Here is a 26,756-nt window from a genome sequence, read left to right on the forward strand (position 1 = left end):
CCGCTACTCCGCAGCAAACGCCAAAGCGGCGGCTTTGGCACCGTGGCGGACCGTGCGATAGTCGAGGTCACGGCTGATCAACCGCTCGATGCCAGCCGCAGCGTCACCCAGTAACTGCCGATAAGCGGTCACCGAGCGGGCAAGAACATTATAGATGATGACGGCGGGGATCGCTGCGACCAGACCGATGGCCGTGGCCAACAGCGCTTCTGCTATGCCCGGAGCGACGATGGCCAGATTGGTCGTCTGGGATTCGGAGATGCCGATAAAGGAATTCATGATCCCCCAGACTGTGCCGAACAGACCCACGAATGGTGCGGTCGAACCGATCGTCGCCAGCACGCCGGTACCCTTGGCGATATGGCGACCCGCGCGAACCTCGATGCGCGCGAGTGCCGAGGCGACGCGTTCCTTGACGCCCTCGCCGCCAGCCTGATCGATGGCCGCGTCCGAAAGTCGGATTTCCTCGCCAGCGCTGCTCAGCATCGATACGACGACTCCGCCACGGCCCGCCATGTCGGCCAGCGCGCGCTCAAGCGTATGCGCCTTAAGAACGACGTTCAGGCCTCGTGTCGTCCGAACCCGGGCACCGGCGAGTTGCAGCGTCTTGGCAAGCCAAACGGTCCAGGTAACGAGCGAGGCGAAGGCGAGCGACACCATCACCGCCTTGACGACCCAGTCGGCGGCCATGAACATACCGAGCGGCGAGAGATTGTGCGGTAAATCCAGGCGAGAAAAGCCTTCGTCCGTTGCTGATTCCCCAACCATCGGCGCAGCGGCCGCCTGCTCAGCCACCACCGGAGAAAGAGCCGTTGCCGGCATGGATTCAGGCGTTGCCGAAGGCGGTTCGCTCAAGGCGGGCGCAAATGGTCGAACCGAGGCCGGAGCGGCGGATGAGGTCGAGACGACGGGCGCGATCATGGCCGGCTCCTGCGCAAAACACGCGACAGGGGCGAGAACCAGAAAACCGGTCAGCGCGAGGCCCTTGATGCAGAGCTGCGAATGACGAAGATACACTGGGAGCTCCTTTTTCTGGTGACAGGTCCCGATAGACCGCCGCAGACTTTGCCCACCGGTATCGCGACGCCGCCCTTGTCGATAAATAACTTGAGTTATTTTGACAAGTATTAAGCACCCCATCGGTCAAAAAAAGTTGAATGCGAAACGAAAGATTAGTGACGAACTTCCCAAGGAATCGCAGGTCCAGGCGATTCCGGCGGTCCGCAACGGACGAGAACTACGGAGGGGGGGCTACTCGCCGAGATCCGTCGACTTGCGTGAGGCCTTGACCGGCTTTTCCTGACGAAACTCGCGTATGACCAGACCAAACAGTGCCTCGGCGGGCGGACTGAGCGGAATGCCCTTGCGCGTGATGATGCCGATCGTGCGCGCGACGGAAGGATTACGGATCGGCACGGCGACGATTTCGGTGGCCCGACTCCCTTCAAGGGCGAACTCCGGGAGAACCGTCAAGCCGAGCCCCGCCTGCACCATGTTGATGGCAGTCGCGATATGGCGCACTTCGTAGCGCCACAACAGGCTCTCCCGGCGACTGCCAAGCGCATCGTCAATCAGGATACGGTTTCCAGTGAGTGTGCCAATGCGGATCAGCGGCTCCCCCTCGAGATCCTGCCAGGTTGCAGTTTCGCCCTTGGCCAGTGGATGGCTCTTGGGACAGGCAAGGACGAAGGCCTCCTTGAAGAGTGGTGTGATCTCGAGATCCATCGCCATCGACGAGACGATGGAAATTCCGAATTCCACCTCGCCCTTGCGAAGATGGTCGATGATCTCGGAGGCCGAGTGATCGAGAATCCGCACACGGACATCGCGGTATTCATCGAGAAAGCCACCGAGAATTCCCGGTAGGTAGATTGATGCCACTGTCGGCAGGCAAGCGATCGAAATATGTTCCTGCCGTTCTCTGCCGCGCAATCGCAACTGCTCGAACGACGAGGTGATCTCCTCCATGATACGTCGCGCCTTGGGCAGCAATTCGACCCCGGTCGGCGTCAAGGCCACTTGGCGTGTCGTACGCGCCAGAAGTTTCAGTCCAAGATCGTCCTCGAGCTTCTTCATCCTGTGGCTGAGAGCCGTCTGAGAAAGATTGAGGTGGGCGGCCGCCCGGTGAAAGCTGCCGCGATCGGCAATGCACAAAAAGGCCTCCAGGCCGAGAAAGTCGACGCGCATGAAACAGCTGTTCCTTTAATGAATCCTATGAATGAATACTGCTGGAAATTGAATCTGATTCAAGCGTTTAAGCGAGGGCGCCTTCAAGAGCGGACGCAACCATTGAGCGCAGTCACCGCCAGCGTATGCCGAAGCCGGCGCGGAACAAACACCGAAGGCGCCGTCAAGCGAGCGAGGCCCGGAAGGCTGCATTCACAGGCCCGTTTGATTATTGTCAAAGCACGGTGACAAAGCGGTGCTTATAGTTGAGAACATTATAGTCGTTTCAAGCGATCCATCACAAAAGACATTATCCGGGAGAATTCTCATGTCCGCAGTGCAGCAGTCCATCGCATGGTTTGAAACACTGGGGCGCCATGACGTTCCCCGAGTCGGCGGCAAGAATGCCTCGCTCGGCGAAATGGTCCAGACGCTCGAGGCCAAGGGCATTCGGGTTCCACCAGGCTTCGCCACCACATCCGACGCCTATTGGAACTATGTGTCGGCGAACAAGCTCAAGGACCGCATGACCGACTTCATCGCCGAGTGGGAGGCGGGCAAGGCGACGCTCGCTGAAACCGGACTGGCGATCCGCAACATCTTCCTCAAGGGCGACTGGCCGGCCGAGATGGAGTCCGAGATCCGCACCGCCTACCGAGAGCTATCCAGCCGCGCCGGGGTGGACGAGGTCGAGGTGGCCGTGCGTTCCAGCGCAACCGCCGAGGATCTGCCGGATGCCAGCTTTGCTGGCCAGCAGGAGACTTTCCTCAACATCCGGGGCGAAACCGCGCTGATTGACGCCTGCCGCCGCTGCTACGCCTCGCTCTTCACCGACCGCGCGATCAGCTACCGCAAGACCAAGGGCTTCGATCATATGAAGGTGGCGCTGTCGATCGGCGTACAGCAGATGGTGCGCTCCGACATCGGCGGTTCCGGCGTGATGTTCTCGATCGACACCGAAACCGGCTTCGACAAGGTCGTGCTGATCAATGCTGCCTGGGGGCTCGGCGAAAATGTCGTGCAGGGGGCGGTCGACCCGGACGAATACCAAGTGTTCAAGCCTTTGCTCGACAATAGGGCGCTTTCGCCGATCATCGAGAAAAAGAAGGGCGCCAAGGACATCAAGATGATCTATGCCGTCGGAGATAACCCGACGCGCAACGTCCCGACCTCCAAGGTCGAGCGGGCTGCTTGGGTGCTGAGCGACCGGGAGATCGTCGAACTCGCCCGCTGGGCGACAACCATTGAACAGCACTACGGCTGCCCGATGGACATGGAATGGGCGCGTGACGGCAACACAGGCGATATGTTCATCGTCCAGGCCCGCCCGGAAACGGTTCAGGCGCGGCGTGATGTCGGCGCCTTCAAATCCTATACCATCCATAAAAAGGGTAAGATCCTGACCAAGGGTCTGTCGATCGGCGATGCCATCGCCAGCGGGCAGGTTTGCCTGATCGAAAGCGCCAAGGACATCGATCAGTTCGTCGATGGCTCGATCCTCGTCACGCAAACCACCGACCCGGACTGGGTGCCGATCATGAAACGCGCCGCGGCCATCATCACCGACCATGGCGGGCGTACGTCACATGCCGCTATCGTCAGCCGTGAACTCGGCCTGCCCGCCGTCGTCGGCAGCGGCAACGCGACCGAGATTCTGCACACTGGCCAGGAAGTGACCATCTCCTGCGCCGAGGGTGACGAAGGCTTCGTTTATGAGGGCATCGCTGATTTCTCGGTCGAGAAGCTTGATGTTACCGGTCTGCCGGCGACCAAGACCGCGGTCATGCTGAACTTGGCCAACCCTGGCTCCGCCTTTCGCTGGTGGCGCTTGCCGGCCGATGGCATCGGCCTTGCCCGCATGGAGTTCGTCGTGTCAAACGCCATCCGGGTGCATCCGATGGCACTCGTTCATTTCGACACATTGAAGGACGAAGAAGCCAAGGCCGAGATCGCCAAATTGACCGCCGGCTATGACAACAAGCCGGACTATTTCGTCGACAAGCTCGCGCTTGGACTGGGGAGGCTGGCCGCCGCCGTCTATCCGAAGCCTGTCATCATCCGCATGAGCGACTTCAAGACCAATGAATATGCCGGCCTCGTCGGCGGTGCCGAGTTCGAGCCTGCGGAAGAAAACCCGATGATCGGCTTCCGTGGCGCATCGCGCTACTACTCGCCCCGTTACCGCGAGGGCTTTGCGCTCGAATGCCGTGCCATCAAGCGCCTGCGTGATGAAATGGGCTTCACCAACGTCGTCGTGATGATCCCATTCTGCCGCTCGGTCGGCGAGGCCGACAAGGTGCTTGGCGTCATGGCGGAGAACGGCCTGAAGCGCGGCGAGAACGGCCTGCAGATCTACGTGATGTGCGAGATCCCCTCGAATGTCATCTTGGCCGCCAAGTTCGCCGACCGCTTCGACGGCTTCTCAATCGGCTCGAACGACCTCACCCAGCTTACCCTCGGCGTCGATCGCGATTCGGGCGAACTCGCCGACCTGTTCGACGAGCAGGACGAGGCGGTCAAATGGATGATCGAGAAGGTCATTTCGGAGGCGAATAAGGCCGGCGCCAAGATCGGCCTGTGCGGTCAGGCACCGAGCGATCATCCAGAATTCGCCGAGTTTCTGGTCGATTGCGGCATCGACTCAATGTCAGTCAGCCCTGACAGTTTCATCGCCGTTAAGCAGATCGTCGCCAAGGCGGAAAAGGCCAAGGCTGGCCGCAGCTGATTGCTCGCCCGGCCAGCCAATCGGCGCGGGGTTATTTTCCCGCGCCGATTGATCCGTGTCAAATAAGCCTATCATTATTGTTGTAGTCTGTTTTCGTCTATGGGCCGCTGAATGCGGACGATCGCTCGGCAGCTTTTATGCAGATCCAAGTAGCTTTTTCCAAGGCCATTCAGGCATCGGGCGTTTGAGCCCGCAATTTACGGGAGGGTACCATGCGCAATTTGAAATCTCTTTTGACTGCAACTGCCATTTCGCTTCTGATGCTGCCAGTCGCTGGCCATGCCGGCGGCACCGTCGAGGTCCTGCACTGGTGGACATCAGGTGGTGAAGCCAAGGCCGTAGGTACTTTGAAAGAAGCCTTCGAGAAGCAGGGTGGCAAGTGGGAAGACTCGCCAATCGCCGGCGGCGGTGGAGATGCCGCGATGACGGCACTTCGCGCCCGCGTTATGGCCGGCAATCCCCCGGCGGCTGTTCAGCTGAAGGGCCCCGGCATCCAGGAATGGGCCGAACAGGGCGTTCTGGCCGATGTCGAGGACGTGGCCAAGGCCGAGAAGTGGGACGATGTCCTGCCACCGTCCATGGCGGAGATTATGAAATACAAAGGCAAGTACGTCGCAGCTCCGGTCAACGTTCACCGGATTGACTGGATGTGGGTCAACCCCGCAGTACTCGCCAAGGTCGGAGCGGAAGTTCCCAAGACCTGGGACGAATTCAACGCGGTCGCTGACAAGCTGAAGGCAGCCGGAATTACACCACTCGCCCATGGTGGACAACCTTGGCAGGATGCCACCGTATTCGAAACGATCGTGCTGAGCATGGGTGCCGACTTCTATCGCAAGGCGCTGATCGAGCTTGACCAGGAAGCCCTGACCGGGGAGACCATGGTCAAGGTCTTCGATCAGCTCCGCAAACTGCGTGGCGATGTCGATCCGGGCTTCTCCGGCCGCGACTGGAACCTCGCGACCGCTATGGTGATGAACGGCGAAGCCGCCTTCCAGATCATGGGCGACTGGGCCAAGGGCGAATTTCTCGCCGCCGGCAAGGTGCCGGGCAAGGACTTCATTTGCGCACCGACGCCCGGAAATGGCTTCAGCTTCAACACCGACAGCTTTGCCTTCTTCAAGGTCTCAGGCGCCGACCGCATCGAAGGTCAGAAGGTGTTGGCGAGCTTGATCATGTCGCCCGAGTTTCAGGAAACCTTCAACCTGGCTAAGGGCTCTATTCCGGCCCGGACCGACGTCAAGCTGGACAAGTTCGACAGCTGCGCCCTAAAGTCCCACGAGGACATGATCGCTGCTGTGAAGAACAACACCTTCGTTCCCTCCATGGCCCATGAAATGGCGGTTCCGCGTACGGTACGGGGCGAGTTCCTCGACGTCATCACCAATTTCTTCAATTCGGAGATGAGTTCGGCCGATGCCGCCAAGGCCATGGGCGAAGCCGTGAAGCGCGCGCAGTAAGGCATTTCCTCGATCGATGCCCACCGGGGTCCGGCCATGCCGGCCTCCGGTGCATCCCGCTTAGGGCGGCGCAGACCGCGGGTGGGTGATGAAGATAATGCGGGGAGGAGCCGAAGCATGAGTGACAAGAGCCGACGGATCGCGTTTGATCGCTTTTTCGAGCGGTGGCTACCGCAGATGGTCGTGTCACCGATGTTCGCCGCCAGTCTCGTGTTCGTTTATGGCTTCATCGCCTGGACAATCTATATTTCATTTACCAAGTCCGGCGTCATGCCGAACTACACGCTGATCGGCCTTGCCCAGTATGAGCGGCTGTGGAGCACACCGCGTTGGTACGTCGCGCTCGAAAACCTGTTCATCTTCACCAGCATGTTCATCGTCGGCTGCATGCTGATCGGCCTCATCCTTGCCATACTGCTGGATCAGCGGATTCGTGCCGAAGGCGTGATCCGCACCATCTATCTCTATCCGATGGCGTTGTCCTTCATTGTCACCGGCACCGCATGGAAATGGATCCTCAACCCTACCCTCGGCATCGAGAAGATCATCCAGGGCTGGGGGTTTCCCAACTTCAACTTCGACTGGCTGGTCGACCCGAAGATGGCGATCTACACCGTCGTCATCGCCGGTGTGTGGCAATCCTCGGGCTATGTCATGGCGCTGTTCCTGGCTGGACTGCGCTCGGTCGACGACGAAATCATCAAGGCTGCAGCGATCGATGGCGCCGGCCCGTTCCGCACCTATTGGAACATCATCCTGCCGATCGTGCGCCCGGTCTTTTTTTCTTCCTTCGTCATCCTTTCGCATCTGGCGATCAAGAGCTTCGACCTGGTCATGGCGCTCACCGGCGGCGGCCCCGGCTATGCGACAGACATGCCGGCAACCTTCATGTATTCCTTCGCCTTCCAACGCAGCGAACTTGGCACGGCGGCTGCGAGCGCGGTGATGATGCTGGTGACCGTGACGGCGATCTTCATCCCCTATCTCTATTCCGAACTGCGGAGGCCGACGAAATGAGCAGAACCGCCGTCTCCGGCATCGTCCGCCCCAAAGGTTTGCATAATACGCTGCTGCGGATGCTGCTCTTCGCCATCCTCGGTCTCTTCTGCCTCTATTACCTGATGCCGCTCTTCGTGATGATCGCGACTTCTCTGAAGTCGCTTGAGGAGATCCATACGTCGTCTCTGATCAGCCTGCCGAAGGAGATAACCTTCGCCGCCTGGGCAAAGGCATGGAGTTCCGCTTGCGTCGGCGTTCGCTGCACCGGTCTGCAGCCTTACTTCATGAATTCCATCCTGATGGTCATCCCGGCCGTTACCATCTCCACCCTGCTCGGTGCGCTCAACGGTTACGCGTTGACCAAATGGAAGTTCCCCGGCGCCGACTTCATCTTCGCGCTGATGCTGTTCGGCTCCTTCATCCCCTTTCAGGTCGTGCTACTACCGATGGCGCGCATGCTCGGCTATTTCGGTCTCGCCGGCAGCGTCTACGGCCTGATCCTGGTGCACACGATCTACGGCCTGTCCTTCACCACGCTGTTTTTCCGCAACTTCTTCGTCGGTGTGTCGGACGGCATCGTCCACGCAGCAAAGATCGACGGCGCTGGCTTCTTCCGCATCTTCTTCACGCTGCTGTTGCCCATGTCGCTGCCGACCATCGTCGTGACCGTCATCTGGCAATTCACGCAGATCTGGAACGACTTCCTGTTCGGCGTCGCCTTCACGGTCGGCGACAGTAATCCGGTCACGGTCGCGCTCAACAATATCGTCGCGTCGAGCACCGGCGTAAAGGAATATAATGTCGACATGGCAGCGGCGATCATCGCTGCCCTGCCAACCCTTCTCGTCTACATCGTGGCGGGCAAATATTTCGTCCGCGGCTTGGCCGCAGGTGCCGTGAAAGGTTGAGAGAATGGCAAAAGTAGAACTGCGGAACGTCTGGAAGAAATTCGGCCCGGTCGAGGTCATCAAGGGTGTGAGCATCGACCTCGAGGATGGCGAATTCGTCGTCCTGGTCGGTCCCTCGGGCTGTGGTAAATCCACCCTGCTCAACCTGATCGCCGGCTTGGAGACATTGACCAGCGGAGAGATCCGGATCGGCGACAAGCTGGTCAACGACGTACCGCCGAAGGACCGCAACATCGCCATGGTGTTCCAGTCCTACGCGCTCTATCCGACAAAAACGGTGCAGGAGAACATCACCTTCGGCATGCAGACCCGCGGAGTCGATCGCGCCGTGCAGGATGAGGCACTCGCCGACGTCTCCCAACTTTTGCATATCGAGCAATTGCTTGACCGCAAACCGGGACAACTGTCTGGCGGCCAGCGCCAGCGCGTCGCAATGGGGCGTGCGCTCGTGCGTAATCCGGACGTCTTCCTGTTCGACGAGCCGCTCTCGAACCTCGATGCCAAGCTCCGCATCGAGATGCGGACCGAGGTAAAAAAACTCCATCTGCGCCTTGGCAAGACCATCGTCTACGTCACCCACGACCAGATCGAGGCAATGACACTCGCCTCGCGCATCGCCGTGATGGACAACGGCCATGTCCGGCAATTCGGCACGCCGGAGGAAGTCTACGAGAACCCGGTCGACCTTTTCGTCGCTGGCTTCATGGGATCGCCGTCGATGAACATAGTCAAGGGGCGGGTCGTCAATGAAGGTGGCTATGCGATCGCCGTCTCCGACGAGGAAGGCACGATCCTGTTTCCTCTCAATTCGAACCAGACGGAAAAGGTCACGGGCCGCGAAGGCGAGGAGATCCATCTTGGACTGCGCCCGGAAGCGATAACCCATGTCGGCGCCCATAGCGTACGGCAATCGGATCTGTTCGCTTTCGAACGCGTGGTCGACGTGGTCGAACCGACCGGACCGGACACCATGCTGGTCTTCACGCTGGGCGGCATAGAAGCGATTGCACGCGTCAGGCCTGAAGAACGGGTCAAGCCGGGCGAAATCTTCCGGTTCGAGGTCAACATGGGCAAGGCAAAGCTGTTCGACGGCAAGAGCGGCATGCGGCTCTGATCCTGAAGCCGGGCAGCGCTGTCAGGATTAGCCCTTGATTGCACCGTAGAGCCGCAGCACATCATCGCGCAGGCAGAGTTCGGTGCCTGCAGTCATCACCGCCGCTGCCCCCGCAGCAAGGCCAAAGCGGAAAGCCTCGCCAATGTCGTGCCCCTCGGCCAGCGACCAGGTCATTCCCGCGACGAAACTGTCCCCGGCACCGACCGCCGACTGAACGGGAACGTTGATCGCGGGCAGCCGATGAACCCGGTCAGCACTGACGAGGATTGCGCCCTCGCCCCCGAGTGTCACGGCGATATATTGAGCAGCTCCGCTGCGGACGATGGCCTGAGCCACCTCACCCGCATTTTCATGGTCAACCTTTTTCCCGACAAAGCTCTGCAACTCGCCAAGGCTCGGCTTGACCAGGAAGACCTTGGCCTTCACAAGCGTAACATGCAGTGCCTCGCCGGACGTGTCGAGTATGAAACGGGCATTATTGCGGGAGGCTATGTCGGCCATCCGGGCATAGATGTCCTCGCCGACGCCACGCGGCAGGCTGCCACTGGCGACCACATAGTCCGCGTCGCTTGTTTCCAGCAGGTCGAAGACCGGCGCCAGCTCCTCCTCGGTAACCAGCGGTCCTTCCGGCACGAAGCGATATTCTAGATTGGTCGACAACTCCCGCACGTTATAGGCGACCCGCACCGGATCGTGGATCCCGAATCTATGTTGCCGCACATCAAGCGGCTTCAGCATGGCTTCAAGCAGTGTCCCGGTGGCCCCGCCCGAGAGATAGAGCAATTCGCAATTGCCCCCCAGTTCGACGATCACGCGCGCCACGTTGACACCGCCGCCGCCAGCATGCTGGCGTTGGTTGTGCGTACGGGTCTTGTGCGTGTGACAGACCGTGTCGGCGTCGCTGGAAATATCAATGGCGGGATTGAGTGCAATGGAGAGAATTTTCGACATGCCCGAACCTAGCGTTCCTTCATGACAGATCCAAGAAATCGTTTGCACCGCAACCGTTCGACAGACCTATAGCGCTGATGCTTCACGCACGGCAAGGTCATCGGCTGGCTCTGAAGGAATGTTCAGAAAATCTTGATGCGGCATCCAGTTTAAGTGGTTGTTTTTGGCGCATTGCGCATTACGTTTGGCGAAAATCGTCGCGGGTGGCTCATCCAGGCTAAGAGAAGAACACAGGAAGAAACATGTATACCGGTATCGTTCAGGCGGTGGCTCCAGTCACCAACATCATCCGTCATGAGGGATACACCGAGTTCCACATCGAGTTTCCGGAGCGCCTTGTCGAGGGATTGCAGATCGGCGGCAGTGTTTCTGTGGAGGGCGTCTGCCTTTCGGCAACCTCGATCAACGGCTCGACCGTAACGTTCGATGCCATGGACGCCACGCTCGAGCGCACCAATCTGTCCGATCTCACCGCCGGCGACAGCGTCAATATCGAGCGTTCAGCCAAGCCCAATGACGAAAATGGCGGGCACGCGATTGCCGGTCATATCGCGACGACGGCGACGTTGGTCGCTGCCAAGAGCGAGATGCCTGGCGCTTTCATTCGTTTTTCCGTGCCCGAAGCCTGGGCGAAGTACATATTTCCGCGCGGTTTCCTCGCGGTCAACGGCGCAAGCCTGACTGTGGCCGAAGCACAAGGCAATGTTTTTCAGATCAACCTCATTCCCGAGACACTTCGGCAGACGACGTTTCCACGTTACGCGCCAGGCGACAAGCTGAACATCGAGGTCGATCACCAAACCATGGTCATGGTCGATGTCGTGGAACGCACGCTTACCCGCCTCCTCGACAAGCGCCAGTGAAGGCGACCGGCCAGACGGACGAAGACAAAGCGCTGCGGTGGCGCATCCCTTGCTTTTGCCAAAGCGTGTGGCGAAATCGTGCGCGCCGGTCAGTTCCGCGAGACGTCGGTGATCACTTCGAAATCATAAAGCTCTCCGGCGAGATTCAGTCGCCGGGCCGAGATCAGTATCGGGATGATTTCGCCCTTTGCGTTGCGGATTTCCGCGCGCTCGCCCGAATAGGCGCCGTCCCGATCCAGCATCGCAAGTCGCCGCTCACGCGCCTCATTGCCGATGGCCAACCCTGAAGAAACCATTTCGTGGCCGCGGATCTCCTCCCAACGCTTGCCGACAAGATCGAGATAGGCCTTGTTGACGCGGACGTAGCGTGAACTGTTCTTGCCGATGGTCGAAATCGAGAAAGCCGCAGGCGACAGATCGAAGAGGGTTTGAATGAGCGAATCCGAGACGCCTTCGCTCTCTCTGGGATCGCCGATCAGCCTGTCCAGCTCGTCCAGTTCAAGCGCCGACGGCACCTCGTAGTCGACTGACATGGAGGCCTCGTCGCGAACAACCGCCACAAGGCGCCAGAGATCAACCTCCAGAAACAGCGGCTTGGTCTCCTCGGTCACATCGTCCAGTCGCGCGGGCACCAAAAGCGCAGCCTTACTCAGCCGATCAGCCTCCTGCGGCGACCCAGCGGATCCGGCAAGTCCCTGGTACGCGTCGACGGTCATCTTCCGTACGATTTCATAGGCTTCATCAAGCACACTCCGGCGACTGGCCTCCAAAGTCTCGTCCACCAGCACCATTTCGTCACACGTCGGCAACCTTTCGAGAATGCGCCAGACGCGCGCCTCCTCCGGGCTTTCCCAGCTCCTGGGCGTGCCGTGCGGGGCGAAGCGGATAAGCGCCAGTATGGTGTCGGTGGAAAACACGTTCGTGTCGGCCGGATAGTCGGCGCCATCAGCACCCACAGAGACCGCCGACAGCCGCGCGGGACACCCGTTGTCATCGAAGAACAGCGAAACTTCACGGATATCGTCCGGAAATTCCAGCCAGGGATGCTCCCGCGTGAATGTGGCAAGGGCTTGTCTGTCGAGCACGGCAACGGCATACATGTCTGCTTCTCCTGGCTTCTCGGCGGACCCAGACTAGAAAACTCACGATCCGGGTGTGCGGTCTCTCAACCAGATCAACGGGGTTTCGTGACCACGCGCGTGACAAAGGGCATCCAACGACATAGCTCAAGATGACGGTCCGCTAATACTCTAACAAACCGTGAATCGCTTGTTCACTGCTAATGGCGCAGCGGTTGATGAACAGTTAAATTTCACCATGGAATGACAAACAACAAGAATCCGGGGATTCCCCGGAAAATCTTGCTCACACTCGCAAACAGGACGCTGCCCGATCGCCCCCCCCCCCGGAGGGGGCTCCAGCGACGAAGCCGCCCCATCTCCGACAGAACTGCGAGATGAAAAAGGCGGCCCGAAGACCGCCTCTACAGTGAATTAGATGCAGATAAACTCAGAAGAACGCCTGGATTCCGGTCTGCGCACGGCCAAGGATCAGCGCATGGACATCATGCGTCCCCTCGTAGGTATTGACCGTCTCCAGGTTCTGCGCATGGCGCATGACATGGTATTCGATCTGGATACCATTGCCGCCGTGCATGTCGCGGGCCATGCGAGCGATGTCGAGCGCCTTGCCGCAGTTGTTGCGCTTGATGATCGAGATCATTTCCGGCGCGAACTGATGCTCATCCATCAGGCGGCCGACCCGCAGCGAGGCGAACAGACCGAGCGTGATTTCCGTCTGCATGTCGGCCAGCTTCTTCTGGTAGAGCTGCGTGCCGGCGAGCGGCTTGCCGAACTGCTTGCGGTCGAGGCCATACTGGCGAGCGCGATGCCAGCAATCTTCGGCCGCCCCCATGACGCCCCAGGAAATGCCGTAGCGGGCGCGGTTGAGGCAGCCGAACGGTCCCTTGAGGCCGGAGACACCGGGCAGAAGAGCATCTTCGCCCACTTCGACACCGTCCAAGACGATTTCACCGGTGACAGAAGCGCGCAGCGAGAGCTTGCCGCCGATCTTTGGAGCGGAGAGACCCTTCATACCCTTTTCGAGCACAAAGCCGCGAATCTCACCGCCATGGGCTTCGGATTTCGCCCAGACGACAAAGACGTCTGCGATCGGCGCATTCGAAATCCACATCTTGGAACCACGCAGGCGGTAACCGCCCTCGATCTTCTCGGCGCGGGTCTTCATGCCGCCTGGATCGGAGCCGGCATCCGGTTCGGTGAGACCGAAGCAGCCGATCAGATCGCCGGAAACGAGACCCGGCAGGTACTTGTCCTTCTGCTCTTCCGAGCCGTAGGCATAGATCGGATAGATGACCAGCGAGGATTGCACGCTCATCATCGAGCGGTAGCCGGAATCGATACGCTCGACTTCGCGGGCAACAAGGCCGTAGGCAACATAGCCGGCATCTGCCGCGCCGTATTTCTCCGGCAGCGTCACGCCGAGCAGACCGGCTTGCCCCATCAACTTGAACAGTTCAGGCGCAACCGTCTCGTTGAGATAGGCCTCGCTGACGCGCGGCATAAGCTCGCTTTGGGCAAAAGCCTCGGCAGAGGCCTGGATCATGCGCTCATCTTCGGTGAGCACCTCCGTCATCAGGAATGGATCACTCCAGGAAAATGGCCGCATTTCGCTCATAGGTCTGAAATCCTCTCTAAAGTCGGGTATAGATTGACGAAACAGGGTCGTAACGCAAGACATGTTTACTCATGCGGCCATCAGGTCTATTCATGGCCAATGCTGACCCACCAACGCCGTTTCCTACCTTCGACCAGCGCGCTCGCCGCCTTTGATTCCGTCGCCAAGCTGGGTAGTTTTTCCGCCGCAGCCAATGAACTGAACCTCACCCAAGGGGCGATCAGTCGACAGATATCCCTCCTGGAAGACCAACTCGGGGTCAAGCTGTTTGATCGCAACAACCGCGGCGTGGAGCTCACCGGCATCGGCCGCGATTATGCCAAGGGCATTGGCGACGCACTGGCGACGATCCGCACGCTTTCGCTCGAGGCCATGGCCAAGGCGGAGGATACCCATTTGCGCCTGGCGATCCTGCCAACCTTCGGCACACGCTGGCTGATGCCGCGCATCCCGGATTTCCTGCAGAAGAACCCGTCGATCATCATCGATTTTGCCACGCGCATCGGCCAGTTCGACTTTGAAGCCTCGGGGCTCGACGCCGCCATCCATATCGGTGAGCCGAATTGGCCCGGAACCGATTGCCAGTTCCTGATGCAGGAAATGGTCGTTCCCGTTTGCAGCCCCGCCTTCCTGCACGACCACCCCGTTTCAACCCCCGAAGATATGCTGTCCATGCCGCTCTTCGACATGGCTTCGCGACCGCGGGCATGGGAACACTGGTTCGCAAGTCTGGGAATAGCCAACGGCCGTGGTGGTGGCATGCGGTTCGAACAATTCTCCAATGTCGTGCAGGCCTGCCTTGCCGGCCTCGGCATCGCGCTGGTACCGACATTTCTCATCGAGCCGGAACTCGCGAGCGGCCAGTTGGTCCGTGCATGGAAACACGAGGTGAAGAGCGCCAGCGCCTATTACCTCGTGCGACCGCTGTCGAAGATGGCCTACCTCCCGGCAACGGCCTTCTCGAACTGGCTTCTGGCACAGGTGCGGGAATTCAACACCTCCCAAGATCGCAGCGCCGACTGACCTGGCCGCCAGCCAGTGCTTCTGCACGGGGGGAGTTTCCGCTTGCCAAAGTCATCTGATGATTTTATCTATTCGTCATGAAGCCCGTTCAGAAGACCAGCCTCGCCGACACGGCGACCGAAGCCATCCGCGAAGAGATCATATCCGGTCGCTTCCCGGTCGGCTCGCGTCTGCCGAACGAAGCGACGCTGTGCACCACGCTCGGCGTCAGCCGTGGCACCGTGCGCGAAGCGGTGCGCGTGCTCGCGTCCCAGGGCCTGCTGGAAGTACTGCAAGGGTCCGGCACCTACGTTCGTTCCGCCTCTGACGGCAGTCGCACGCTGGACGCCGCTCGCCATGCCAGCCTCCGCGACCGTTTCGAGGCCCGCTGCGCGCTCGACGTCGAGGCCGCCAGACTTGCCGCCCGGCGCGCCACGCCCGCAACGATCGCCCGACTGCGCGCCCTGCTGGCCCAACGTGGCAATTCCGATGTTGGCGACAGGGAGAGCTTCATCACCCGAGATCTCGCCTTCCACAAGGCCGTCATCGCCGCCTCGGGCAACAGGGCCATGATCGAACTTTTCAACTTCTTCTCGGCTTCGATCACGGAGACGATCCAGGCGACGACCGGCGGAGAATTGCCCGAACCCGACATCGCCGCCCACGCGGCGATCATTGACGCGATTGAAACCGGCGATCCGGACAAGGCCGATGCGGCGGTGCGTCGCTTCATGGCGCCGGTCTTCGCCTTTCTCGATGGAAAGACCGACACGTGACCATGACCGAACAGACCAAGCCACTCGATCTGGGCGACGAACTCCTGATCGATGCGGAGGACACACCGCCTGCGCCACCGCCCACCGCAGTGATGAGCCCGCTCGCGCGCCTCCTGCTTGGCATCAGCCTGGTTCTGATCGCCTTCAATCTGCGGCCGCTCTTTTCCAGTGCCTCGGCCCTACTGCCGGAAATCCGCTCGCAACTGGGGCTTTCCGCGGCCGGCGCCAGTCTGCTGACCACCGTGCCGGTCGCCTGCCTCGGCCTGTTCTCTCCGCTTGCACCGCGCCTCGCCGGACGTTTCGGAGCAGAACGGACACTGCTCGCGGCCGTTGCCCTGCTTGCGCTCGGCACCGCGCTGCGCGGCCTGCATTCCGTTCCCCTGCTCTTTCTCGGCACAGCACTCGCCGGCGCCTGCATCGCCATCGGCAATGTCCTTCTGCCCGGCCTGGTCAAGCGCGACTTCCCCGACAGGGCCGCACTGATGACCGGCTTCTATACAATGGCGCTCTGTGCCGGGGCGGCCGGTGCCGCCGGCCTGACCTTGCCGGCGGAGGCAGTCCTAGGTGGTTCTCTCGGCGCCACGCTGGCGATCTGGGCCATCCCCGCCGCCATCGTTGGCGTCATCTGGTTACCTCAGGCCCTCGGCAGCAGGGCTAAGCCGGCGAAGACCAGTTTTCGAGTCGAGGGATTGTGGCGCGACCGTCTGGCCTGGCAAGTGACCCTTTTCATGGGGCTACAATCGGCTCTCGCCTACTGTGTCTTCGGCTGGCTGGTGCCGATCCTTCGGGATCGCGGCATCGATGGCGTCACCGCCGGAGCGATCGTCTCGCTCTCGGTCATGGTACAGGCCGCATCCTGTATCGTCTCGCCGCAGATCGCCGTACGCGGCAAGGATCAGCGACTGGTCCATGTCGCCCTCGCCGCCATCGCCGTCATCGGCCTGCTCGGCCTCTTGTTCGCACCGCTCTCGACCGTCTGGCCGTTCGCCGTGCTGCAAGGCATCGGCCAAGGTGGGCTGGTCGCCGTGGCCCTGACCGCCGTCGTGCTGCGCTCACCTGACCCGCATGTCGCCGCCCATCTGTCCGGCATGGCGCAATTCGTCGGCTATACGCTGGCCGCGATCGCACCGCTGCTGGTCGGCCTCATCCGGGACTGGACCGGCAGCTTCGCCGCCACCTCGACTGTCTTCGTCGCCTTCGGTCTCGGCGCGGCAATCAACGGATGGGGAGCCGGCCGCGCCTTGCATGTCGACGTCAGGACCATCCGTAACGAACCCTGACGCAGGTCGTACAGGCGCGGTGCGCGACCTCGGGTACAATTGACAAGCGCGTGTTATAGACGAAGACTATCCTTCACCAAAATGTACACGCGTGGGGAGGGGCATCATGTCCAGGCACAGGTCTAAAGGCTTCATCGCACTTCTGTTCGGCCTTCTTTCTCTGGCGCCACCCGCCCTATCGGCCGGCGGTCGCAGCATCGTCACCACACGAGACGGCGACTATTTTGGGTTCGATCTGCGAACAGAACAGAACGTATCCCTAGCCCAGTGCGAAACGAGCTGCATCGCCGACAGCGAATGCAGGGCGTTCACCTATAACCCCAAGGTCAAGTGGTGCTTCCTCAAGCATGACTTCAACCAGCTGAACACCTTTGCCGGTGCCATCGCCGGCCGTATCGTCGAACAAGGCCGCGAGCCGGACATCGGTGCGCCGTCCCGGCCCGATTTTGTGTCCGAGCAGTTGGCGCAGGATGCGCGCGAGCAACGCGCCGACTTGGCTCTGACTGAAGATCAGCAGGGTTTAGGCCATAACGAATTGCTCGCCCTCGGGCGGCAGGCGCTCGCGGTTCGCAACTATGAAAGTGCACTGCACGCCTTCAAAGGCGCTCTCGCGCTCACCCCGGAAGACCCCTCCGTTTGGCTCGACGTGGCGCGTGCCGCCAATGCGATCACAAACAACAGCGAAATGACCGGACAAGGCGTGCTGGCCGCTTTTAACGGCTACCTGCTGACGCGCTCCACCCAGGCCCGCGCCGATGCGCTGGCCGTGCTTGCCAAGGGGCTCGAGAACTCGGAGAACTATCGAGGCGCGCTCAATGCCTACAAGGCAAGCCTCGGGCTCGTGACCGCCAAGACCGTCCAGGCCGCCTATAACGACCTACGTGCCCGCAAGGGCTTCCGCGTCGTCAGCAATACTGTCGATGCCGACAGCCTGACACCGCGCGCCTGCGTCGAGTTTTCCGATCCGCTGATCAAGCGTGGCGTCGACTACACTCCCTTCGTGACCCTTGACGGGGTGGCACCGAAAGCCGTCGAAGCCAAGGATAACCAGATTTGCGTCGAGGGACTGACCCACGGCGCGCGCTACAAGCTCGCTTTGCGTGCCGGCCTGCCGTCCTCCGTCGAGGAGGATCTCCAGGCCCAGGTGGACCTTGATATTTATGTGAAGGATCGCTCCGCGTCCGTCCGCTTCACCGGCGATAATTTCGTCCTGCCGTCAACCGCGCGCCGCGGCATTCCGCTGGTCTCGGTCAACACCGAGAGCGCCAAGCTGCAGCTTTATCGCATCGGCGACCGCAACGTCGCGCCGCTCTTGGCCGCATCACAGTTCCTCACCCAGCTCGACGGCTACGGCGCCGACCGTATCGAAAGCGAGAGCGGCGAGCTGATCTGGCAGGGCACGATCGACATCGCCAGCGAACTCAACAAGGACGTGGTCACCAGCTTCCCGGTCGACGAGGCATTGCCCAAGCGCCGTCCCGGCATCTATGTCATGACCGCCACCGTCGCCAACGCCAATAGCGAAAACTGGGATACCCGCGCGACCCAATGGTTCGTCGTCTCCGACATCGGCCTCTCGACTTTTGCCGGCACAGACGGCCTGCACGTTTTTGCCCGGTCGCTGGCGAGCGCCGCACCCCTGGCCGATGTCGACCTGCAACTAATCGCCAAGAACAACGAAGTTCTCGCGACCGCCCGCACCGACACCGAGGGCCGGGCACGCTTCGATGCCGGCCTGATGCGGGCCGGAGCCGCCCTTGCCCCTGCAGTGATCGTCGCCCGTAAGAACGAGGACGACAATGTCTTCCTCGACATGACCCGCGCCGGCTTCGACCTCTCCGACCGCGGCGTCACCGGCCGGCCCGCTCCGGGCGCGATCGACTTGCTCGCCTGGACAGAGCGGGGCATCTATCGTCCCGGAGAAACGGTGCATGCCGCAGCGCTGTCACGCGACACTGAGGCCACCGCGATCGAGCGACTGCCGCTGACCTTCATCTTCAACCGTCCTGACGGGGTCGAATTCCGCCGCATGGTGGTCACCAGCGAAACGCTCGGCGGCTATTCTGCCGATCTGCCTCTGCTTGCCGACGCCATGCGCGGCACCTGGACGATCAACATCTACACGGATCCGAAGAAGGAGCCGATCGCCCGGAAGGGCTTCCTGGTCGACGATTTCGTGCCGGACAGGCTGGAATTCGACATAACCAGTGACACAACCAGCATCGAACCAGGTGTTGCCGTGTTGGTTGCCGTCGATGGCCGCTATCTCTATGGCGCGCCGGCCGCCGGACTGACGCTGGAGGGCGAAGTGAACATTCGCCCGACCCGCACCAGCCCTGCCTACGAACGCTATGTCTTTGGTCTCGCCGACGAGGAACAGAACGAGGACAGCCGTATCCCGCTGGAAGCGCTGGAGCCGCTCGACGAGCACGGCAAGACCCGCTTCGACGTCGACATCAGCGAACTGCCCTCGACCACGCAGATGCTGGAGGCGGAGATCGTCCTGCGCATGGTGGAAGGCGGCGGCCGTGCGGTAGAGCGCAAGCTTACCCTGCCTGTGCGCCCGGAAGGCGCAATGATCGGCGTGAAGCCGGAGTTCATCGGCGATCTTGCCGAGAATTCCATTGGCCGTTTCCATGTCATCGCCGTTGGCCCGAATGGCGAAAAGCAGGCGCTGCCCGGCGCCAAATGGAAGCTCGTCAGCCTGGAGCGGAATTACCAATGGTATCGCGACGGCTCATCATGGCGCTATGAACCGATCATCACCACCAAGCAGGTGGCCGACGGCGCGGTCGACATTAAAACTGACGGCGCAGAAATCGCCGTGCCTGTAACCTGGGGCCGCTACCGGCTCGAAATCGAACAGGCGAGCGCCGACGGTGCCGCCACGAGCGTCGAGTTCGACGCCGGCTGGTTCGTCGAGGCAAGCTCGACGGAAACACCAGATGCGCTGGAAGTCGGCCTCGACAAGGAAAACTACAAGGTCGGCGAGACGGCCAAGCTCAAGGTCTCCCCACGCTTTGCCGGTGAACTGCTGCTGACTGTCGGCACCGATGCGCTTATCTCCACCCAGACCGCCAGCATTCCGGTCGGCGGCGGCGAGGTCGAGATACCGATCACCGCCGACATCGTCGCCGGCGCCTATGTCACCGCCACCCTCTTCCGTCCCGGCGAGGCACAGGAAAGCCGAATGCCGATGCGGGCGATCGGCGTGACCTGGCTGGCCGTCGATCCGGGTTCCGACAAGCTGGCGGTCAAGCTGACGCCACCGAAACAGACTCTGCCCCGCCAGCCACTGCAAATCCCGATCGAGGTGGTAGGGGCCGGCATTGGCGAAGAAGCCTATGTCATGGTTGCCGCCGTCGACGTCGGCATCCTCAACCTGACACGCTACGAAGCGCCAGACCCGGCAACCTGGTATTTCGGTCAACGCCGCCTCGGCATCGAGATGCGCGACCTTTACGGCCGCCTGATCGACGGGTCGCTCGGCGCGACGGGAAAGCTGCGTACCGGTGGTGACGGCGCCGAAATGCCGCTGCAAGGTAATCCGCCAAAGGAAAAGCTCGTCGCCTTCTTCTCCGGTCCGGTAAAGCTCGATGCGGATGGCAAGGCAACCGTCAGTTTCGACATCCCGCAGTTCAACGGCACAGCCCGAGTGATGGCCGTCGCCTGGTCGAAATCGGGTGTCGGCCATGCCGAAACTGATGTCATCATCCGCGATCCGATCGTCGTCACAGCGAGCCTGCCGCGCTTCCTCGCCCCCGGCGACGTCAGCGCCTTGCGGCTCGACATCGTCGCGACCGACGCGCCGGCTGGCGAATACACGCTCGCCGTCAGCCCGAATGATCCCGTCGCTGTCGACCCGTCGAAAGCGACCCAGACGATCAGCCTCGAAGTGGGCGGCAAAACGACCGTCACGTTACCAATCACCGGTCTCCAGCCGGGCCAGGGCACGATCGACATCGCGCTTTCGGGCGGCGATGGTATTTCTCTCGACCAGCAGTTAATCCTGCCCGTCAGACCCTCTTCATTGCCGGTCACCGAACGACGCATCATCAACCTTGCCGCCGGCCGCAGCCTGACCGTCGACGGCAATCTCTTGGCCGACAGCCTGTTGCAGGACGCCTCGGTCAGCCTGAACGTTTCACGCACCGAGGGTTTCGACATCCCGGCGCTGATGATGAGCCTCGATCGCTACCCCTACGGTTGCGCCGAGCAGACCACCAGCCGCGCCCTGCCGCTAGTCTACTTCGACGAACTGCAGCCCGGCTCGGGCCTGCCCGCCGATACCGAAATCAGGAAACGCGTCCAGGACGCGGTCTACCGCGTGCTGTCCTACCAGTCTTCGAGCGGCAGCTTCGGCCTCTGGTCTCCCGGTTACGAAGACCTCTGGCTCGACGCCTATGTCAGCGACTTCCTGACAAGAGCACGCGAACAGAAGTTTGACGTGCCGGATGAAGCCATGGTGCAGGCGCTGGAAAACCTGCAAAACCGCATCGGCTATGACACCAACATCAAGGACCGCGGCAACGAGATCGCCTATTCGCTCTACGTCCTGGCCCGCAATCGCCGGGCCGCGATCAGCGACCTGCGCTACTATGCCGATACCATGCTCGGTGACTTCCCAACTCCACTGTCCAAGGCCCATCTGGCCGCCGCCCTTGCACTTTATGGCGATGCGCAACGCTCGCAGGCCGTATTCCTCGATGCCGCCGGCATGTCGGAAGAGGCACGCCTGCACAAGGTCAGCCTGAACCGCTCGGACTACGGCTCGTCGCTACGCGACGCCGCCGCGGTTCTGGCACTTGCCGCCGAAAGCCGGCCGGTGCCGCCGATCGTGCCGATCCTTGCCAAGGTGGTGAGTGCCGAACTGCGCGAAAAACGCTACCTCAGCACCCAGGAACAGACCTGGGCTCTGCTCGCCGCCCGCGCGCTCGACCAAGGCGACGAAGGGATCAACGTTGATGTCAATGGTGCAAGCCACACTGGCAGCTACCGAGCCAGCATCACCGGCGATGCCCTGCTCAACCATCCGGTTATGCTCACCAACGAGGGCGGCGATCCGCTCATCGCTTCGGTGACCACGGTGGCGGCCCCGAGTAGGCCGCTGCCAGCCACAGAGGAAGGCTTCACCATCACCCGCAGCTATTACACCCTTGATGGCGAGGAGGCGAATGTCAGCGAGGCCCAACAGAATGAGCGCTACGTCGTCGTGCTCGGGGTGACGGAAACCGACGAATGGCCGGCCGAATTGTTGATCACCGACCTGCTACCTGCCGGCTTCGAGATCGACAATCCGAGCCTGGTGGACAGCGCCAAGCTCGCCAACTTCGACTGGATCGGCGAGACGGAGGCCGCTCATCTCGAATTCCGCAACGACCGCTTCGTCGCGGCAATCCACCGGAATGCCCGCGAGAATGATGCGATCACTCTGGCCTATGTGGTGCGCGCGGTGACCCCCGGTGTCTATGACCACCCGGCAGCCAATGTCGAGGACATGTATCGCCCGCAGTTCTTCGCCCGCACGGCGACGGGACGGATGGAGGTTCTGGCAGCGAAACAATGAGGCTGATCAGAACCATAGGGATCGGGGCGCTTTGCGCCGGTCTGGCGACCGGCGCAGGCATTGCCGGCTTCCTGTGGGCCGACAGCGCCTTCCCTCCACCGCTCGAACATACCGCGGTCGTCTCGACCGAGGTGGTCGACCGCGACAGCCGTTTGCTGCGCGCCTTCTCCACCCCGGATGGCCGGTGGCGGCTGCGAACGCGCTCCGCCGATGTCGACCCGCAATTTCTGAAAATGCTGATCGCCTACGAAGATCGCCGCTTCGAGGAACACCGTGGCGTGGATCCCATGGCGCTCGGGCGCGCCGCTGTGCAACTTGTCGCCAACGGCCGCATCATCTCCGGCGGCTCGACCATCAGCATGCAGGTCGCGCGATTGATCGAGCCGCGCCGGGAGCGCTCGATCGTCGCCAAGCTGATCCAGATCGCCCGTGCCATCCAGATCGAGCGCCGCCTCGACAAGGCAGAGATCCTCGACCTCTATCTGACGCTCGCGCCCTATGGCGGCAATCTCGAAGGTGTGCGGGCCGCGAGCCTTGCCTATTTCGGCAAGGAACCGCGTCGCCTTTCGGTGGAGGAGGCGGCCCTCCTCGTCGCGCTGCCGCAATTGCCGGAGCGCCGCCGCCCCGACCGCCACCCGCAGATCGCGGAGGCAGCCCGCCACCGGGTGCTCGAACGCATGCAAACCGCCGGGGTGCTGGCACAAAACGAAATCGCCCGCGCCGAAGCGAGTGCCGTGCCGACGAAGCGCCAGCGCTTGCCGGCCCTGGCCGCTCACGTGGCGGAAGCCGCACGCCGGAAAGCGCCGGACACCGCACGCCATGTCACGACGCTTGATGCCGCCGTACAGCGGAGGCTGGAGACTGTCGCCGTCCAGGCCGCCGCGAAGCTCGACCCGAAAGTCTCTCTCGCCCTGATGATGGTCGATGCCACGACAGGAGAGATCCTCGCCGAAGTGGGGGCGGCCGACTATTTCGACGCCTCGCGCTCCGGCTGGATCGACATGACTCGCCAGAGCCGCTCTCCGGGCTCGACACTCAAGCCGTTCATCTATGGACTGGCCTTTGAAGAAGGGCTCGTCGCACAAGAGACCATCGTCGAGGACCGGCCGGCCGATTTCTTCGGTTACCGTCCGAAGAATTTCGACATGAGCTATCAGGGCGACGTATCGATCCGCCAGGCCCTGCAATTGTCCCTCAACGTGCCGGCCGTCCGCTTGCTCGATGCTCTGGGCCCAACGAAACTGATGGCCAGACTGCGCCGCGCCGAGGTCACACCTCGCCTGCCGACAGCGGAAGCGCCGGGCCTCGCCATCGCGCTCGGCGGGGTCGGCATGTCACTGAAGGACCTTGTCCAGCTCTACGCCGGGCTCGCCAACCGCGACACTCCGGTCAGGCTCGGAGATGGCGTGCGTGACACGCCCGGCCCGATCGACGCACCGGCGCTGTTCGAGCCCGTCGTCGCGTGGAACGTTGCGGACATTCTCTCCGCCGTCCTTCCACCGCTCGGCAGCCCGAGAAGCGGTATCGCCTACAAGACCGGGACAAGCTACGGCTATCGCGATGCCTGGTCGGTGGGCTTCGACGGCCGCTACGTCATTGGAGTGTGGATCGGCCGGCCGGACAATGCCGCCATTCCCGGCATCGCCGGTTATGCCACAGCAGCGCCCGTCCTCTTCGAGGCCTTCGCCAAGTCGGGTATCGCCGGCACACCGCTGCCGCCGGCCCCGCGCGGCGCGGCCCGCATCGCCCAGGCGGAGCTTCCCGTCAGTCAGCGCAGGTTCTCCATGCAGCCGAACGGCCTGCTCTCTACCTCCACGCGGGAAAAGCCACCGCAGATCGTCTATCCGCCGGAAGGCGCACAGGTCGAACTCGGCAGCGCGCCGGATGGCTCCATCCTGCCACTCGTGCTCAAACTCCAGGCGGGCCGAGCGCCTTTTCGCTGGCTCGCCAATGGCAAGCCGCTGGCGGAGTTGACCCGGCGCCGCACCAGCAACTGGATGCCCGAAGGGTCAGGTTATTCGACATTGACGGTGATCGACGCGGCAGGGCGGGCGGCGAGCGTCGGCATTTTCATTCGCTCCCCCTGACCCGCACGATGTTCGCCAGAGAGAGGAAGTCGCCTTGCACGACACCACCCCTGCCAGCTAAGCAGGTGATGACCTGCCCGAGCGAAAAGTGGAGCAATAATGCAGGAACCGAAAGTCAGGCCAACCGGCGCCACCGCCAATCTTGGACGCAGCGGCTTTCCCCATATCGTCACCCCGACCGGCGGAACGCTCGACATCGTCACCGGAGCATCCCAGCCGGGGTTCAATCCGCTGGACCTGCTTTACGCTTCGCTCGCGGCCTGCATGGCGATGAGTGCACGCATCGCCGCGCACAAGATGGGCGTGCAGGACCAGATCCACGAGATCCGGGCCGAAGCGAGTGGAGAAAAGGCAGACGACGGACCATCCCGCATCGTCCGCTTCGAAGTCGTCTTCACCTTCGACGCGGATATTGATGCTGAAACGAAAGCGGCGATCATCCATGCCGCCGAGGAAATCTGTACCGTCAGCAACACGCTGGCCGGCAGCCCGGCTTTGGATCTGCGCCTCGCCGAGTGAGACTTATGCGTAGCAGATGAACACGATCTCCACTGGAAATGGGTGATGGGCGCCCTAAATCGATTTGAGCGCGGCGCAGATTCGCCAGGGTCTTGACGCAAGGTCAGACTTCGGTGAGAACCACGGGGTTCCGTGGCCGTTAGACTAAAGGTCGCCGCGGATAAACTATGGTGCCGGGCCCCTCTGGCGAGAGTTTACGGCGCTCTCGTGATGTCGGTACCGCCAGCAATATGAGCCGGCGGATTCTAGAAAATGATATCGTTGAACATGCCCAAGCCTCGTGCGTGCCGGGAGACGCGCGGAGTATCTCCACGCCTTTTCCATTCGACCAGCGTTTTCGCGAGGGAGGCACGCCGATGAGCAAACCCGTCACCGGAAACAATACCTTCAGCTATTTCAAGTGGGCCTTTGTCGTCACGATCGTTGGCTTGGCGCTCGGCGCCGGGCTCGGCTGGCAGGCCACCGGCACAATCGGCGGCATGGCAACAGTATTCTTCATCTGTGCCGTGCTCGCGGTGCTGGAGATTTCGCTCTCATTCGACAACGCCATCGTCAACGCCAACAAGCTCAAGGACATGACGCCGCTCTGGCAGCATCGTTTCCTGACCTGGGGTATCGTGATTGCCGTATTCGGCATGCGTATCATCTTTCCCCTTCTGATCGTCGTCATCGCCGCCGGCATCGGCCCTGTCGACGCCTTCATCCTGGCTGCGCGCGAACCGAGCGAATATGCCCGGATCATGAAGGAGGCGCATCTGCCCATCGCGGCCTTCGGCGGCACCTTTTTGATGATGGTAGGCCTGACTTACTTCTTCGACAAAGAGAAAGATGTTCACTGGATCGAGATGATCGAGAAGTACATGGCGCGCTCGGCGACGATCAAGGGTATCGAGATCGCCTTCGTGTTGATCCTGATCCTGCTGTTCTCCAACCTGCTCGAACCGGAGCAAGCCGTGACCTTCGTCTATTCGGCGATCTACGGCTTGCTGACCTTCCTCGCGGTCGAAGTGTTCGGCGGCCTTCTGGACCATTCACAGAGGGCCCTGTCGGAAGCGGCCAAGGGTGGTCTCGGCGCCTTCATCTATCTTGAAGTGCTCGACGCCAGCTTCTCCTTCGACGGCGTCATCGGTGCCTTCGCGCTCAGCCAGAACCTGTTCGTCATCGCGATCGGCCTCGGCATCGGCGCCATGTATGTGCGCTCGATGACGATCATGCTGGTTGAGAAGGGAACGCTTGCCGAATATCGCTATCTCGAGCATGGCGCCTTCTACGCCATCCTGATCCTGTCGGTGATCATGTACTGCCAGACGCTGGTGCACATCCCTGAGGTTATCACCGGCCTCGGCGGCGCAGGCTTGATCGGCATCTCGCTCTGGTCTTCCATCCGCTATAACCGCAAAGAGCTTCAGCGCGAACGCGAGACGATCGCCGAGAACATCTGAGGCGAACCCGAAGACAAAAAGAGGCCAGCGGGACAATCCGTTGGCCTCATGCCATCTGCGCGGCATTGCACTTGTTCAGTCAGGGCCGACACCGGCCTTTCTCAATCCACCACCAGCGACATGAGAACGCCACGCGTCTGATCATCGAGCGACACTGGTCTACGGGTCACGCGGTCAACCTGGACATGGACGAAATGGCCC

At 61.5% G+C, this 26,756-nt stretch carries 18 protein-coding genes; 13 read left to right on the forward strand and 5 right to left on the reverse strand.

What is annotated here, in order from left to right:
- Window positions 1-3: 3 nt before the first annotated feature.
- Together exbB and RNA01_RS19240 are read right to left on the reverse strand one after the other, a co-directional pair.
- Complete coding sequence (gene exbB / locus RNA01_RS19235; RefSeq protein ID WP_371864079.1) at window positions 4-975, reverse strand: tonB-system energizer ExbB; 972 nt, start codon at window positions 973-975, stop codon at window positions 4-6.
- 276 nt (window positions 976-1,251) lie between these two features.
- Window positions 1,252-2,187 (reverse strand): LysR family transcriptional regulator, encoded by a 936-nt coding sequence (locus tag RNA01_RS19240; protein WP_147181788.1) that lies wholly within the window; start codon window positions 2,185-2,187, stop codon window positions 1,252-1,254.
- Window positions 2,188-2,494: 307 nt separating this feature from the next.
- Here RNA01_RS19240 and ppsA point away from each other — a divergent pair, with 307 nt between their 5' ends.
- The 5 genes from ppsA (at window position 2,495) to RNA01_RS19265 (ending at window position 9,372) form a co-directional block, all read left to right on the forward strand.
- Entirely contained in the window at window positions 2,495-4,891 is a 2,397-nt protein-coding gene (gene ppsA / locus RNA01_RS19245) for a phosphoenolpyruvate synthase (RefSeq protein WP_147181789.1), read from the forward strand.
- Window positions 4,892-5,112: 221 nt separating this feature from the next.
- A complete protein-coding gene (locus RNA01_RS19250; RefSeq protein ID WP_210245779.1) occupies window positions 5,113-6,351 on the forward strand; it encodes an ABC transporter substrate-binding protein in 1,239 nt (412 codons plus the stop codon).
- Between the two features lie 117 nt (window positions 6,352-6,468).
- A complete protein-coding gene (locus tag RNA01_RS19255; RefSeq protein WP_210245778.1) occupies window positions 6,469-7,368 on the forward strand; it encodes a carbohydrate ABC transporter permease in 900 nt (299 codons plus the stop codon).
- Complete coding sequence (locus RNA01_RS19260) at window positions 7,365-8,258, forward strand: carbohydrate ABC transporter permease (protein ID WP_174824569.1); 894 nt, start codon at window positions 7,365-7,367, stop codon at window positions 8,256-8,258. Before RNA01_RS19255 ends, RNA01_RS19260 begins: the two co-directional genes overlap by 4 nt.
- A gap of 4 nt (window positions 8,259-8,262) precedes the next feature.
- Window positions 8,263-9,372, forward strand: coding sequence for an ABC transporter ATP-binding protein (locus RNA01_RS19265; RefSeq protein ID WP_147181792.1), 1,110 nt, complete (start codon window positions 8,263-8,265; stop codon window positions 9,370-9,372).
- A gap of 27 nt (window positions 9,373-9,399) precedes the next feature.
- On the opposite strand, the gene RNA01_RS19270 is transcribed toward RNA01_RS19265, so the two are convergent.
- A complete protein-coding gene (locus RNA01_RS19270) occupies window positions 9,400-10,323 on the reverse strand; it encodes a 1-phosphofructokinase family hexose kinase (RefSeq protein ID WP_147181793.1) in 924 nt (307 codons plus the stop codon).
- Between the two features lie 242 nt (window positions 10,324-10,565).
- On the opposite strand from RNA01_RS19270, the gene RNA01_RS19275 reads away from it, so the two are divergent.
- Window positions 10,566-11,186, forward strand: coding sequence for a riboflavin synthase subunit alpha (locus RNA01_RS19275; RefSeq protein ID WP_147181794.1), 621 nt, complete (start codon window positions 10,566-10,568; stop codon window positions 11,184-11,186).
- 89 nt (window positions 11,187-11,275) lie between these two features.
- Here the strand turns inward: RNA01_RS19275 and RNA01_RS19280 are convergent, their stop codons facing one another.
- Both RNA01_RS19280 and RNA01_RS19285 read right to left on the reverse strand, forming a co-directional pair.
- Complete coding sequence (locus RNA01_RS19280) at window positions 11,276-12,286, reverse strand: diguanylate cyclase (protein ID WP_147181795.1); 1,011 nt, start codon at window positions 12,284-12,286, stop codon at window positions 11,276-11,278.
- 409 nt (window positions 12,287-12,695) lie between these two features.
- Entirely contained in the window at window positions 12,696-13,874 is a 1,179-nt protein-coding gene (locus RNA01_RS19285; protein WP_371864080.1) for an acyl-CoA dehydrogenase, read from the reverse strand.
- A gap of 108 nt (window positions 13,875-13,982) precedes the next feature.
- Here RNA01_RS19285 and RNA01_RS19290 point away from each other — a divergent pair, with 108 nt between their 5' ends.
- From RNA01_RS19290 to RNA01_RS19320, 7 genes are all read left to right on the forward strand, one after another.
- Window positions 13,983-14,906: a LysR family transcriptional regulator gene (locus RNA01_RS19290; RefSeq protein WP_147181797.1), complete on the forward strand. Its 924-nt coding sequence runs from the start codon at window positions 13,983-13,985 to the stop codon at window positions 14,904-14,906.
- Window positions 14,907-14,983: 77 nt separating this feature from the next.
- On the forward strand, window positions 14,984-15,661 hold the full coding sequence (locus tag RNA01_RS19295) for a FadR/GntR family transcriptional regulator (protein WP_147181798.1): 678 nt from the start codon (window positions 14,984-14,986) through the stop codon (window positions 15,659-15,661).
- A gap of 2 nt (window positions 15,662-15,663) precedes the next feature.
- Window positions 15,664-16,941, forward strand: a complete 1,278-nt coding sequence (locus tag RNA01_RS19300; protein WP_147181806.1) for a CynX/NimT family MFS transporter — start codon at window positions 15,664-15,666, stop codon at window positions 16,939-16,941.
- Window positions 16,942-17,047: 106 nt separating this feature from the next.
- Window positions 17,048-22,507: an alpha-2-macroglobulin family protein gene (locus tag RNA01_RS19305; protein ID WP_147181799.1), complete on the forward strand. Its 5,460-nt coding sequence runs from the start codon at window positions 17,048-17,050 to the stop codon at window positions 22,505-22,507.
- The gene (gene pbpC / locus RNA01_RS19310) at window positions 22,504-24,594 is read left to right on the forward strand and encodes a penicillin-binding protein 1C (RefSeq protein WP_147181800.1); all 2,091 of its coding nucleotides are present in this window, start codon (window positions 22,504-22,506) and stop codon (window positions 24,592-24,594) included. Before RNA01_RS19305 ends, pbpC begins: the two co-directional genes overlap by 4 nt.
- 99 nt (window positions 24,595-24,693) lie before the next feature.
- On the forward strand, window positions 24,694-25,113 hold the full coding sequence (locus RNA01_RS19315; RefSeq protein ID WP_147181801.1) for an OsmC family protein: 420 nt from the start codon (window positions 24,694-24,696) through the stop codon (window positions 25,111-25,113).
- 356 nt (window positions 25,114-25,469) lie between these two features.
- On the forward strand, window positions 25,470-26,555 hold the full coding sequence (locus RNA01_RS19320; protein WP_147181802.1) for a DUF475 domain-containing protein: 1,086 nt from the start codon (window positions 25,470-25,472) through the stop codon (window positions 26,553-26,555).
- Window positions 26,556-26,756 lie beyond the last annotated feature (201 nt).

Source organism: Paenirhizobium naphthalenivorans, from assembly GCF_007992095.1.
GTDB lineage: Bacteria > Pseudomonadota > Alphaproteobacteria > Rhizobiales > Rhizobiaceae > Allorhizobium > Allorhizobium naphthalenivorans.